A 12553-nucleotide genomic window follows, 5' to 3' on the forward strand; every position below is an offset into this window, starting at 1 on the left:
CAGAAGAAGGCTTGGGGAAGGCTGCTCACCAGGGGGTATCCGTGACAAGGCAGCACCCCATACTGCCATAAAATCCGCTCCCGCCCTATGCCCACACGGGCAGCCATCAGCCCTTGAGGCTGCCCATCACCTGCATCTCGCAGCGATGGCAGTCAAAGCGCAGACGGAAACTGTCTTTACCCATCTTCAACTCCAGCGGCTCGGCCTTGAGGCCGGGCACCTCTTTCGGGCAGAGGTGCTGGCTGTAGCGGATGCAGTGTTTGGTGTATCGGGACAACCTCGCAACTCATCAAGCACTATCATCGCTTGATCGGCCACATATCAAAACTGCACACAGCTACCGAAATAAACCGTGTCGTCCGACATAAACGCGAACGGTTTTTGAGGGGACTCCGCATACTCCTTAACTACGAGGGCAAAAACAGTTGAGCCAGCTCCAACACCTTGGTCGCGGCGCATGGTAGTCACCGCTTTGAATGAATTGTCTTTTGACCCTCTATCGACCACCACAGGTTTGGTCATGTACGAATTTTTCAGTGCTCCCATCATGACGCCCGATCTACGGTCGACAGTGAACTCTTTTCCGATATATAGCTTTCGCTGACCATCTATCAGTTGAGAATTATCGCCATCAGCATCGAAAATCCGCTCGACGGTGCAACGATAGTCGGTTCCGGCATGTGCAAACGACACAGTGGCTGCGGACGTTAAGACAAGAGAGAAAAATTGTATTCGGGTCATATCGGTAGATCTCCTGCAGACAATATTTTCGTAACGCGCACACTGACCAATGACTAGCTGGTTTTTACTACATTCAACGCCATGTTGGAGTGGGCCGGATCGGGTTTATCTCCGCCCCCATTGGGAGAGGGTGGAGGCCGTAGATGAGCTGGCGGTTTTCCTGATTACAGTTTCAAACTCCCCATCACCTGCATCTCGCAGCGATGGCAGTCAAAGCGCAGACGGAAACTGTCTTTACCCATCTTCAATTCCAGCGGTTCGGCCTTGAGGCCGGGCACCTCTTTCGGGCAGAGGTGCTGGCTGTAGCGGATGCAGTGCTTCGTTGTCATCAGCACCACTTCCCCCTGCTCCTTGTTCGCCTCAAAAGCGGGGGCTATGCGCCCCACCCCGTGCTCGCGGAAGAACTGCTCGGCGGCACTGTTCAGCACGTTGCCGAGGTAGGAGAGCCGGTGCTGGGGATAGGTGGCGCCTCGCAAGGGAATGCGCCGCTCGGGTCGCCGGTAGGCGACCAGACGGGCCGCCTCCAGGGCGGCTATGCCGTCCCGGCGCAGACCGTTGAGCATGGATGCGGCAATGAACAGGGGAGAAGTGAATACCAACTCAATCTGGCGCGCCACAAACAGGGTGTTACCCAGTTTGCCAAGCTGGTCCCGCGCCTGTTGCAGCGCCCGCGCCGGGTTGTCGGCCGGCTGCTTGTCGCAGGGGAGCGTGACGGAGGCGCCGATGCCCTGCTCGTCGGTGAGCACGAGCCGGACGCCTTGGTCGCATTCAGAGAGCCGCATATCGACCCGGATGCGGCGATCCGCGCTCGCGCTTGAGAGCAACTTGCTGAATGCCTGATCGTGATTGCGGAAGATCTCGGTGCCCACCTTCAGACCCGACATGCGCTCCGACAGCAGTAACTGCTTACCTTCCACCTTGTTCAGGCGCATCCCCACCAGTTCGCCCCCCGGCTTGAAGAAGCCGAGGCCGTCGCCGTTGTTGAGGCTCACGGGTTTGCCGTCTATCTCTATGCCGTCGCGGGTCACCCTGCTGACGCGGCCCAGGGGTTCACCCACATATTTCGGGCTCCTGGTGGAGTCTATCCCCGGCTGGCGGCCATGGAGGAAGTAGTCGGTGCTGCCCCGGTTGAAGCTCTTTTTGGGATCCGGTGTGAAACCGTAGCTACAGCGACCGGCCGACGCCGCCACCAGATCGGGGCGGCGCTCGAGAATGGCGTCCAGCTTCTGGCGATACCAGGCGGTGACGTTCTTGACGTAATCCAGCCCCTTGAGGCGCCCCTCAATCTTGAAGGAGCGGATACCCGCGGCGATCAGCGCCTCCAGGTTCGTGGTCTGATCCATGTCTTTGAGGGAGAGCAGGTGACTGTCCGCCACCAGCACCTCCCCATCCGGCTTCTGCAGCGAGCAGGGCAGCCGGCAGAGCTGGGCGCACTCGCCGCGGTTCGCGCTGCGGCCGGTGCGGGCATAGCTGATGTTGCACTGGCCGCTGTAGGAGACGCAGAGGGCCCCGTGGATAAAGAACTCCAGCTGCACCTGGGTCTGGGCGCTGATGGCACGGATCTGCTCGAGCGAGAGTTCGCGGGCCAGCACTACCTGGGAGAAGCCCACATCCTGCAGGAACTTCACCTTTTCCGGCGTGCGGTTGTCGGTCTGGGTGCTGGCGTGGAGCGCTATGGGAGGAAGGTCGAGCGCCAGCAGCCCCATGTCCTGCACTATGAGCGCATCGGCCCCGGCCTCGTAGATCTGGTGGGTCAGGCGCCGGGCCTGCTCCAGCTCGTGGTCGTGCAGCAGGGTGTTGAAAGCGACGAACACCTGGGCGCCGAAGCGGTGGGCGTGGCGCGCCAGCGCTTCGATATCGTCGAGGGAGTTGCCTGCCGCGCTGCGGGCACCGAAGGCGGGGCCGCCCATGTAGACGGCATCGGCGCCATGGTTGATGGCTTCGATGCCATAGGCGAGGTTCTTGGCCGGAGCCAGCAGCTCGAGGCGGTTAGTCTGGGTGTGATCCTGCATGGGTCTGGTCTGAAGGCGGACGAGAAATGCCCGTCACTCTAGCGAGCCCCGGCGCCCCCCGCCTTGATCCCGCTTAAGATCACCGCAGAATGCAGGATTGGACAGGTCGACATCCCTAAGCAGGAGATGCGGCTCTCGCCGGGCCGAGACAAGCCTATGTGGTCGCCCCTCATCCCCAACCCTTCTCCCGCAAGGGGAGAAGGGAGCAGAGAGATTACGCTGGCGACACTGGCACCAGACGCTGGTCTAGATCACCACCTTGAGCGCCAATCCCAGCAGCACCAGGCCGCTGACCTTGTCGATCACGAAGGACTTGGCCTTGAGCCAGGCGAGCCATGAACAGACCGCGGGAGGGCTCAGATCACCACCTTGAGCGCCAATCCCAGCAGCACCAGGCCGCTTATCTTGTCGATCACGAAGGACTTGGCCTTGAGCCAGGCGAGCCATGGACAGACCGCGGGAGAGCTCAGATCACCACCTTGATCGCCAATCCCAGCAACACCAGGCCGCTTATCTTGTCGATCACGAAGGACTTGGCCTTGAGCCAGGTCAGCACAGGCCCCCGGGAGAGCACCAGGGCCACCAGCACGTACCAGAGCGCGTCTATGCCGCCAGCGGTCAGCATCATTATGCTCCCCTCGCGCCAGCCGGTATCGGCGTGCACGAACTGGCTGAACAGGGCGATGAAGAAGATGGCGAGCTGGGGGTTCAAGAAGGCCACCATGAAGCCCTCGAACGCCCCCTGGCGGCCACGGGCACCGTGCACCGTCTCGTCGGCAGCGTCGCCACTGGCGGGCTTGGCCAAGAGCGCCTTGATCCCGAGCCAGGCGAGGAAGGCGGCGCCGCCGTAGCGGATCAGATCAAACAGCAGCGGGGTCTGGGTGATCAGCACAGAGAGACCCAGCGCCGTGATGAGGGCGTAGATCCCCACCCCCAGGCCGTGGCCGAGCGCCGTGGCCACCCCGTGGCCCTGTCCCCCCTGCACCGTATTGCGGATGATCAGCGCCAGGCTGGGCCCCGGACTGATGGCCCCCATCACGCAAATGGCGGCGAGCGCCAGCCAACTCGTCATTTCCATACCCTTTCCTTCTCTCAAGTTGAATGTATCTCACTGTGATCAGGGTAGGAGGCGGCCAGCTATGCCAGAAGTGAAAGTTATGAATAGAGTCCATAGCCAACGGCTATAGGCTGGCAGAACCGACTACCCCTGGCTGAGGTGGTCTGCCTTCAGATCCAGCTGTTTGCGGCTCTCCCCCAGGGTGCGCTGCAGGTGATCCCGCAGGAAGGGGTAGGCCAGCTCACGAAACCAGCGGTGGGCCGGATCCAGGTGGTGGCGCTGGTGCCACAGCAGATGATACTGCTGCACCCGGGTGGCGAAGGGCAGATCGCAAAAACTCAGGGCGTGCTCCCGGGAGAGCTGCCAGGCGATGTGGGCCGGGGTGGTCATCAGGCAGTCGGTGCGCAGCAGCACCTCCACCGCCGCCTGGAAGAAGGGCACCCGGGCAAACCAGCGGCGGGAGAGCCCCAGGGGCGCCAGCACCTGCTCCACCGGACTGTCCTTGTCGCCGCCACCGCTCACCTGCAGATGGGGCCAGGCGAGATAGTCATCCAGGCTGGGCACCGTGCCCGAGAGCGGGTGGTGGCGCCCCATCAGCATCACCAGCCTGTCCTCCCCCTGGTGCAGCCCCCGGATCTGATCCGGCACCAGATCAGTGATGGTGGAGACCAGATCCAGCTCGGACTGCCACAGCTGCGGCAGCTGGCGCTTGTCCCACAGGCTGTACTCCAGCGCCGCCAGGGGGGCGGCTCTGGCCAGGGCCGCACAGATGTCGGGCAAGATGTGTTGGGCCACGTAGTCGGAGGAGGCGAGCCGGAACACCCGCTCGCAGCGCTCTGGGGCGAACTCGGGCGCCGCATAGAGCCGCTCCAGGGCACCGAGCGAGTCGGCAAGCGCCGCCGCCAGGCTCTCGGCCCGCGGAGTCAGCAGCCAGCGCTGCCCCTCCCGCACCAGCAGCTCGTCGCCAAACTCGCTGCGAAGCTGGCCGAGCTGCTTGCTGATGGAGGGCTGGCTCAGGTGCAGCAGCTCCGCCGCCCGGCTGATGTTGCGGGTCTCCAGCAACACCTTGAGGGTGGGCAACAGGTTGAGATTCGCTTTGTGCACTGACAACACCTCGGGAAGGGAGAGCCTGGGTCGGACTCTCATCTTAAGACATGGAGAAGCGGGAATTTAAGCAAAATCACCACCTTGTTCTCCCTGCGCCCCCTTGCGCTCCCCTCCCCGCGGGATGACACTGGAAAGCCTGTACGACATAATTGCGCACTTTTCCGCCCGCGGGCGATCTACAACAAGAAGCGATAACAAGATGAAATACGCCAATATCACCGGCTGGGGCAAATGCCTGCCCCCCGCAGTGCTGACCAACGATGACCTCAGCACCATCATGGATACCTCGGATGAGTGGATCTATCCGCGTACCGGCATCAAGGCCCGTCGGGTCTCCCACGTCAGCACCCAGGCGCTCGCCACCCTGGCCGCCCGCCGCGCCCTGGCCTGCGCCGGTCTGGACGCCGGTGAACTCGATGGCATCATACTGGCCACCGCCACCCCGGGCACGCTGGTCCCGAACTGCGCCTCTGCCGTACAGCAGGCCCTGGGCGCCCACAAGGCGGCGGTGTTCGACCTCAATGCCGCCTGTACCGGCTTCGTCTATGCGCTCTCGGTCGCCACCTCCCTGGTGCAGACCGGCATGATGCAGAAGGTGCTGGTGATAGGCGCAGAGCGCCTCACCCAGTTGCTGGACTGGGCCAAGCGCGACACCGCAGTGCTGTTTGGCGACGGCGCGGGCGCCGTGGTGATAGAGGCGAGCGAGCAGAAGAGCGGCCTGATTGCCAGCAAGCTCGGCTGTGACAGCGAGGCGCGGGAGATACTGCACGTGCCGAACTTCGGGACGGATCGGGTGCGTTTCGCCGACATCGACGGCCTCTTCACCTTCAACTTCGAGGGGCAGGAGATCTTCAAGCGCGCCGTGCGCGGCATGGGCGAGGCCACAGGTGCCGTACTGGCCCAGGCCGGCATAGCCCCCGAGCAAGTCGACCTCATAGTCCCGCACCAGGCCAACGTGCGCATCATAGAGACCCTGGCCAAGCGGATGAACGCCCCCATGGAGAAGGTGATGGTCAACATAGAGCAGTACGGCAACACCTCGGCTGCGACTGTGCCCATCGCCCTGTGCGAGGCGCTGGAACAGGGCCGGGTCAAGCCAGGCAGCCATCTGCTCACCGCCGCCTTCGGGGCCGGTCTGACCTGGGGCGCCGCCCTCATCAAATGGGGCCCTCGCGTCACCCCGCTCGGCCAATGCGACGAGGAGTTGCCCCCCTGCGAGCAGAGCGCCCTCGAGCTCATCGCCCACGCGGTTCAGGGCTGCCAGCAGGCGCGCACCGTAGAAGCCTGATCCTCGCCACGGCCACCCTTTCCCGCATAAAAAAGAGGAGCCCATCGTGGCTCCTCTGTGCATGCCCTCCCTGCCGGCCCCCCCAGGATATCGACATAAAAGTCATTGAAAAGCGTGAATTTTGAGCGAAACATATCAAAAAATAACCAAACGATATTTTTTTGTCGTCAGAATGCGGCCAAGGGGTTCACAACCTTGCCGGATCTGGTAGTATGCGGCCTCGCACTTGGGGAGGGGTTCCCGAGCGGCCAAAGGGATCAGACTGTAAATCTGACGGCTCTGCCTTCGAAGGTTCGAATCCTTCTCCCTCCACCATTCAAGTGCGAACAATCAGGAAAATACCCCGTGGAGGGGTTCCCGAGCGGCCAAAGGGATCAGACTGTAAATCTGACGGCTCTGCCTTCGAAGGTTCGAATCCTTCTCCCTCCACCATCTTCCTGAATTGCGTGAAAGGCCTGTAAAAAGTAGTACCCCTGTGGAGGGGTTCCCGAGCGGCCAAAGGGATCAGACTGTAAATCTGACGGCTCTGCCTTCGAAGGTTCGAATCCTTCTCCCTCCACCATCCTTCAGAAAACCCGGCCTGGCGCCGGGTTTTCGCATTTATGGCCAGTGGTCATTTGACACTGTCAGATCTGACAATTGCCCTGCCCCCGCTTTTTCGAAACAGTGAATGCCTAGAATCGCAAGGAGCGCCCTCATATGTTTGAAATCTGGGATGAAAAGGGCCGGGAGCAAGGGTTGACGCTGCCCGAGCTGCAACAACGGCTGCGCCATTATCAGGGTGATGTCATGGTGCGCTATCTCAACCGCCTCGGCCTGCCGAGCACCCTGTTCCTGACCGTTGCACAGGGTCAGGCCTACCAGCGCTTCAAGGCAGGATCCCCCAAACTCGACTGGGAGTGGCTGGCCCAGGCCATGCACGCGGTTCCAAGCCAGCACACCCAGCAGGCCATGGCGGCCCGCTGAGGCCGCCTCAGGCACGAGGGAGAAGCCCCCTCAGCTCCTCGACTATACGTCCAAGCAGTGCCCTGAATTCCCTCAATTCGGCTTCGCACGCCCTCGCCCCCTGCTGGCGGATCTTCTCCTCCAGATGCCAGGCCTGCTGCGCCAGATCCTCGATCATCATCATGGAGATGGTGCCCGCCTGGCGATGCACCCAGTCTGCCAGCGCCTTGTCGTTCTCCTGCACCTGTGCCAGGGATTGCACCAGCTCCTCGCAAAACTGGCCCAGCATCTGCGCGAAGGGCTCACCCGTCCCGAACAGGCGCTGCAACGCGGCCAGGTCAAGCAGGCCGGGGGACGGCAGCAGGTGCCATTTCATCAGCATGCCGCGCAGCCCCTCCAACAGCACCGGCTTGCCCAGCACATCGTTCATCCCGGCAGCCAGACAACGCTGCCCCTGCTCCGGCATCACATTGGCGGTCATGGCGATGATGGGAAGGGAGGCCAGGTCCCGGGTGGCGCGCACCCTGCGGGTAAAGTCGTAGCCATCCATCACCGGCATCTGGCAGTCGCACAGGATGAGCTCATATGGCTGCTGCTCCAGCATGAGGAGCGCCTGCCCGCCATGCTCAGCCAGATCGCACCCCAGATCCAGCTGCCTGAGCTGACGCCGGATCAGGGTCTGGTTGAGGGGATTGTCTTCCACCACCAGCACGCGAGCGGGCAGCGGCAGAGAGGCCTCTGTCAGGGGCGAAACCGCAGGCAAGGGGGTCACCTCACCCAGGCCGAGCTGACGATGACAGACCTCCCGCACCGCCTGCCAGGTCAGGGGATTGCTGTTGAGCCAGTAGGCTCCGTCTCGCCGCTGATAGCCCAGCACATTGCCAAGGGGGGCGATGCAGATGCCGTTGTGTGGCAGATCACGCGCCTCGCCGAAGATGAGATCGGCCCCTCCCGGTTCCTCCCACATCTGCACCCCCAGTGACAACAGGTGCTGGCGCAGGGTATGACGCAACCTGTCATCATCCACGGCCAGGAAGGCCCGCAATCCGGCCAGGAGAGGATCACACTCCTCCTGCCGCTCGAGCCCCAGAGTGACGGAGAGGCCGATGAAGGTCCCCACCCCGGGGGCACTCTCCAGCCTGAGCGTTCCCCCCATCAACTCCGCCAGGGTGTGGCTGATGCTGAGCCCAAGCCCGGTGCCGCCATGGTTGCGGGTGGTGGCGCCGTCGGCCTGTTCAAACGCATTGAAGATACGGGCCTGCACCTCGGCGCTCATGCCGATGCCGGTGTCCTGCACTCCGAACAGCAGCCGCTGTTCACCGGCACTCTGCCACTCCTGGCTTATCGACAGCTCGATAAAACCACGCTCGGTGAATTTGACCGCATTGCTCACCAGATTGAACAAGATTTGCTTGAGCCTGAGTACATCCCCGTTGAAGCGCGCCCCCACCTCATCGTCCACCCGCAGATAGATCTGCAGCCCCTTGCGCTCCACCTCGCTGCTGATCATGGTGAGCACATTGTCGGCCAGCTCCCGCAGCAGGAAGGAGGTGGGCGCCAGCTGCATCTTGCCTGCATCCAGCTTGGCGTAATCCAGCACATTGCCGATGAGCTGCAGCAGCCCCTCAGCCCCCTGGTTGATGATGGCGACCATCTGGCGCTGCTCGAGATCCAGCGGGGTAAAGCTCAACTGCTCCGCCATGCCGAGGATGCCGTTCATGGGGGTGCGGATCTCGTGGCTCATGGTCGCCAGAAACTCGGCCTTCTTGCTGGCGGCCCGCTCCGCCAGCTCCTTGGCATGGGCGAGTGCCGCCTCCACCTCGCGGCGGCGCCTTATCTCCCGGTGCAGGCGCCAGTAGGCGATGCTGAGGATGAGGATGAAGAGCAGGACACCGGCCCCTAGGGGGACCAGGGTGCGCAGCAGCTTCTGCCACGGGATACCTTCGCTGTAGTTCAAGGCCAGCCAGGTATTGCGGATCTGCTGTTTCTCCTTGTCGCTCATGCTCACCAGCACCCGGTTGATCAGCGGCAGCAGGGGGGCATAGGACTCGCGCACCGCCACCACCAGCTCGTCCCGAAACGGGGTGGGTGCGACTATGTGCAGGTTGTCGCCGAAGCGCTCATCAATCACCCGGGAGAGCACGGCCAGGTTGCCCACATAGGCATCCCCACGACCGGCGGCCACCATGGCCAACCCCTCCTCAGGGCCGGACACCACAGTAACGATGACATGGGGGATACGTGCCTTCAGCTCGCTCACCAGCATGCGATCGGTCACGATCAGCTGCTTGCCCGCCAGCTCGGCAAAGCCCCCAATGCTGTTGCTGCCACGGGCAGTGGCGATGACCACGGGGAAGGACGCAATAGGCCGGCTCACCTGCCAGCCGGTGAGCCGCTGGCTGACGCGAAGGGGCAGCACTATCAGATCCACCTCCTGGTGGATCTGCGCCTGCAACAGGGCCGAGCGGCTTGGGTCCGTTCGATGGCGATAGGCCAGACCCAGCTTCTCCTTGAACAGGCCGAGGTAGTCGTCGATGAGCCCGCTCACCCGCCCCTGACTATCCAAAAACGAGAAGGGTGCCCAGCCCTCGAGCAGGCCGACTCTGAGCGGGGGCAACTGAGCGAGCCACTCCCGCTCATCCGGTCGCAGCAAGAAGCCGCTATGGCCTTGAAAGCTCAGGCGGCTATCCCCCAGCCAGCGCCGTTCAAGCTCGGTGCGCTCCTCCACCGTCAGGGCCTGGATGGCGGTGTCGAGCCGCACCCCCAGACTGGGTTTATGCCTGCTGACTCCCAGATGTAGGCTCTCCATCAAGAGGGGGGACTGGGCCACCACGGCCAGCTCAGGGTGCTGCCCGATGAACTCGTTGGTGACATGCAGGTTGCCAATGTAGGCATCGGCCTTTCCCTCCAGCACGGCGCGCAGGGCCGAGCTCGAATCGGAAAACAGGATGCGGGAGACCGACGGATAGTGCAGCCGGATCAGCTTGTCCGTCAGAAACCCGATCTCGACGGCGATCCTGGCCTGACTCAGGCCGCTGACATCCCGAAACAGGGGGCTGTCGTGGCGCACCACCACCACGGTCGGGGATGAATAATAGGGACGGCTGTAGGAGATACACTTGCGCTCGTCGGCGCGAAAGGCATCCAGCAAAATATCGACGTCACCGCGACAGCTCGCCTTATATAGATGACGCCAGTCCGTATAGGCTTTCCATTCGATGCGATAGTCAAGATTCTTGGCCAATAAGGCCATCAGCTCCACACTGAAGCCGCTGCCATTATTTCCATCCCATTGCTGAAATGGCCCCCAGCCGCCTTTCAGCACCCCCACTTTTATCACTTGCAAAGGGGGCTTGCTGGCAGCGATGGCAGAGTGGCAATATAGGACGAAATTAAATAGCAGCACTAAGGTGGCAAGTCTAAATAATATCGATGGGTAACACCTCACCCTGTCAGCAAGCTGGGAAACATGTTTCATTTTATTGCTCGGAAAAAATCGGCGCATAAAGTATTATATAATTCACATGTTTAACACCCCGAATATTATTCGTTGATTTATATGAGGCTCAATCATGTCTTTCAAAATCATTCTCGCCGATGATCATCCGTTGATACTGGCCGGGATCCGCAGCCTCATTACCCAGAGTCACATCGGTTGCGATATTGTTGCCGAAGCCCATCAGGTTTCTGAATTATTGAAAACATTGCAACAACATAGCTGCGACCTGCTGATCACCGATTTCAGCATGCCGGGGGATGAACGCTGCGATGGTCTGGCCATGATCCAGCAATTGCGACGGGAATATCCCGAGCTGCCCATCATAGTGCTGACCCAGATACACAACGCCGGTATCTTGCAATCACTTGCCCAGTCGGGGGTGCGCGGCATCATTCTCAAGAAGGCCGTGCTCAATGAATTGACGGAGGCCATTCGCCAGATAAAGGCAGGTCAGCACTATATAGGCAACTCGGTCAACGCCGTGCTGGCAGAGGCCGGGTTGCTGCACCAGCCCCCCGCGGTGCAGCTCACCCCCAGGGAGAACGAGGTGGTACGCCTGCTGGCCAGCGGCATGTCGGTCACCCAGGTGGCGGAGTACCTCAATCGCAGCGTCAAGACCATCAGCACCCAGAAAAAGAGCGCCATGCTGCGGCTCGGCCTGCAAAGCGACAGCGCCCTGTTTCACTATGCAAAAGAGATGGGACTGTAATAAGGGTTAATTGATGGCCACATCGATGATGATGGTGATATCACCTTTATAAGTGCTGCCAAAATATTTCATCATCTCTTGCACAGATTTCTTTTCCACGACGAATCTGAATGGCCTATTACTATCAGCCAATATTTTATGATATGCATACAGGTCTTTCTTTCCTGCATAGATAGGCCATTCCTGATTTCGGATGCCGGTGCCATACACCTTGACTGGTACTTTATGGCCATTCTTGTCGTTCTTTATCTGACAACCATCCCCCTGTGCATTCAGATATTGGCAGCTCAGGCTGGCATGATAAGGCACTGCGACCCAGAAGCGCGCCGGCAACACCGCATCCAGATAATCCGGGGTACGATAAATCCAGTGGAACCATCCCCCAGGGGGCTGCAAGACGACGCGATTCCCGCCGGCCGGAAAATCAATCTTGATTTGATGGCGAACCTTGATGGTGAAATTCACGGTCAGCTGAGTGTCCGTATAAGTGCCAGCGCCGAAATCGAAGTCCAGGTTATGCCCCATGGATAATGTCAGCTTGCCGGTATAGGTGCCATTTTCCATCGCCAGTGGATTGGGGGCTTTCAATTTATACCCCAGGTAAATCGAACTGATATTGAGATCCTTGCCCACCGAGCCCATGTTTTGTCCATGGCAGCGGCCACCGGATGCGCTGGCGGACTCTATGACGTTGCGATAGACGAACAGAGACGAGCTGTTCTTCCATGCACTGGCGTAAGCACAATCCCCATTTTCCGAGATGATAGTGGTGTCTGCGGGCACCGAGCCCACATTCATCTCGGAGCCGACCGACGTCACGATAAATTTGAGGGTGTAGGAGGCTCCCCCACCCTGCTTGACCAGGGTCACGTCACGGGCGCCCGGAAAACCGAGATAGTGCACTCCCTCCCGGCTGTCGCTGCTCTCCTTCACCTTTCGCTTGATATTGGCATCGAACCGAACGGCCTGGGGCGTCTCCACTGTGGCCGTGGTGCTGCACCAGAAGCCGGTCGCGTCCGGAAACTGGGTGCAGGGGGTGGTGTTGATGAACTTGGCTCCCCCCGCCTCATAGGTCGCCGGGTTATATTCCGCCGTCACATTCAGGGTGGCGCCCTGGGCGGCCCCCCCGATCAACAGGGCCAGCCACCAACCACAACGCCTCATCTCCATTCTCATCTTCGACTCCTGTTCGAGG

The 12553-nt window shown here is 61.0% G+C and carries 11 protein-coding genes and 3 tRNA genes; 6 read left to right on the top strand and 8 right to left on the bottom strand.

Going from position 1 to position 12553, the window contains the following annotated elements; translation table 11 throughout:
- Nucleotides 1–106 precede the first annotated feature (106 nt).
- From OC537_RS11785 to OC537_RS11810, 6 genes are all read right to left on the bottom strand, one after another.
- The gene (locus OC537_RS11785) at nt 107–277 is read right to left on the bottom strand and encodes a hypothetical protein (RefSeq protein ID WP_262111455.1); all 171 of its coding nucleotides are present in this window, start codon (nt 275–277) and stop codon (nt 107–109) included.
- 44 nt (nt 278–321) lie between these two features.
- A complete protein-coding gene (locus OC537_RS11790; protein ID WP_262111457.1) occupies nt 322–741 on the bottom strand; it encodes a hypothetical protein in 420 nt (139 codons plus the stop codon).
- Nucleotides 742–905: 164 nt separating this feature from the next.
- Nucleotides 906–2753, bottom strand: coding sequence for a peptidase U32 family protein (locus tag OC537_RS11795; protein WP_262111459.1), 1848 nt, complete (start codon nt 2751–2753; stop codon nt 906–908).
- Nucleotides 2754–2999: 246 nt separating this feature from the next.
- A complete protein-coding gene (locus OC537_RS20680; RefSeq protein ID WP_410050475.1) occupies nt 3000–3200 on the bottom strand; it encodes a hypothetical protein in 201 nt (66 codons plus the stop codon).
- Nucleotides 3201–3219: 19 nt separating this feature from the next.
- On the bottom strand, nt 3220–3831 hold the full coding sequence (locus tag OC537_RS11805; RefSeq protein WP_262111461.1) for a LysE family translocator: 612 nt from the start codon (nt 3829–3831) through the stop codon (nt 3220–3222).
- 123 nt (nt 3832–3954) lie between these two features.
- Entirely contained in the window at nt 3955–4914 is a 960-nt protein-coding gene (locus OC537_RS11810) for a LysR family transcriptional regulator (protein WP_025328044.1), read from the bottom strand.
- 202 nt (nt 4915–5116) lie between these two features.
- Here OC537_RS11810 and OC537_RS11815 point away from each other — a divergent pair, with 202 nt between their 5' ends.
- The 5 genes from OC537_RS11815 (at nt 5117) to OC537_RS11835 (ending at nt 7171) form a co-directional block, all read left to right on the top strand.
- Nucleotides 5117–6205 carry a ketoacyl-ACP synthase III gene (locus OC537_RS11815; protein WP_262111466.1) on the top strand — a complete coding sequence of 363 codons (1089 nt, stop codon included), beginning with the start codon at nt 5117–5119 and terminating at the stop codon, nt 6203–6205.
- A gap of 230 nt (nt 6206–6435) precedes the next feature.
- Nucleotides 6436–6520: transfer RNA gene (locus OC537_RS11820), tRNA-Tyr, on the top strand.
- 32 nt (nt 6521–6552) lie between these two features.
- Nucleotides 6553–6637 (top strand) — tRNA-Tyr (locus tag OC537_RS11825).
- 45 nt (nt 6638–6682) lie between these two features.
- A tRNA-Tyr gene (locus OC537_RS11830) sits at nt 6683–6767 on the top strand.
- A gap of 137 nt (nt 6768–6904) precedes the next feature.
- Nucleotides 6905–7171, top strand: coding sequence for a hypothetical protein (locus OC537_RS11835; protein WP_262111469.1), 267 nt, complete (start codon nt 6905–6907; stop codon nt 7169–7171).
- Nucleotides 7172–7178: 7 nt separating this feature from the next.
- Here the strand turns inward: OC537_RS11835 and OC537_RS11840 are convergent, their stop codons facing one another.
- A complete protein-coding gene (locus tag OC537_RS11840; RefSeq protein ID WP_262111471.1) occupies nt 7179–10628 on the bottom strand; it encodes a transporter substrate-binding domain-containing protein in 3450 nt (1149 codons plus the stop codon).
- A gap of 94 nt (nt 10629–10722) precedes the next feature.
- Here OC537_RS11840 and OC537_RS11845 point away from each other — a divergent pair, with 94 nt between their 5' ends.
- Nucleotides 10723–11358, top strand: a complete 636-nt coding sequence (locus OC537_RS11845) for a response regulator (protein ID WP_262111473.1) — start codon at nt 10723–10725, stop codon at nt 11356–11358.
- Between the two features lie 6 nt (nt 11359–11364).
- Here OC537_RS11845 and OC537_RS11850 read toward each other — a convergent pair whose 3' ends face one another.
- A complete protein-coding gene (locus OC537_RS11850) occupies nt 11365–12534 on the bottom strand; it encodes a hypothetical protein (RefSeq protein ID WP_262111474.1) in 1170 nt (389 codons plus the stop codon).
- Between the last annotated feature and the right edge of the window lie 19 nt (nt 12535–12553).

The organism is Aeromonas sp. Marseille-Q5825 (assembly GCF_946892685.1).
In the GTDB taxonomy this organism is placed as follows: domain Bacteria; phylum Pseudomonadota; class Gammaproteobacteria; order Enterobacterales; family Aeromonadaceae; genus Aeromonas; species Aeromonas rivipollensis.

Excerpts from the sequence above, each read along its gene's own strand:
- OC537_RS11790 (WP_262111457.1), bottom strand. The coding sequence starts at position 741 with ATGACCCGAATACAATTTTTCTCTCTTGTCTTAACGTCCGCAGCCACT.
- OC537_RS11795 (WP_262111459.1), bottom strand. The coding sequence starts at position 2,753 with ATGCAGGATCACACCCAGACTAACCGCCTCGAGCTGCTGGCTCCGGCC.
- OC537_RS20680 (WP_410050475.1), bottom strand. The coding sequence starts at position 3,200 with ATGGCTCGCCTGGCTCAAGGCCAAGTCCTTCGTGATCGACAAGATAAG.
- OC537_RS11805 (WP_262111461.1), bottom strand. The coding sequence starts at position 3,831 with ATGGAAATGACGAGTTGGCTGGCGCTCGCCGCCATTTGCGTGATGGGG.
- OC537_RS11815 (WP_262111466.1), top strand. The coding sequence starts at position 5,117 with ATGAAATACGCCAATATCACCGGCTGGGGCAAATGCCTGCCCCCCGCA.
- OC537_RS11835 (WP_262111469.1), top strand. The coding sequence starts at position 6,905 with ATGTTTGAAATCTGGGATGAAAAGGGCCGGGAGCAAGGGTTGACGCTG.
- OC537_RS11840 (WP_262111471.1), bottom strand. The coding sequence starts at position 10,628 with ATGAAACATGTTTCCCAGCTTGCTGACAGGGTGAGGTGTTACCCATCG.
- OC537_RS11845 (WP_262111473.1), top strand. The coding sequence starts at position 10,723 with ATGTCTTTCAAAATCATTCTCGCCGATGATCATCCGTTGATACTGGCC.
- OC537_RS11850 (WP_262111474.1), bottom strand. The coding sequence starts at position 12,534 with ATGAGAATGGAGATGAGGCGTTGTGGTTGGTGGCTGGCCCTGTTGATC.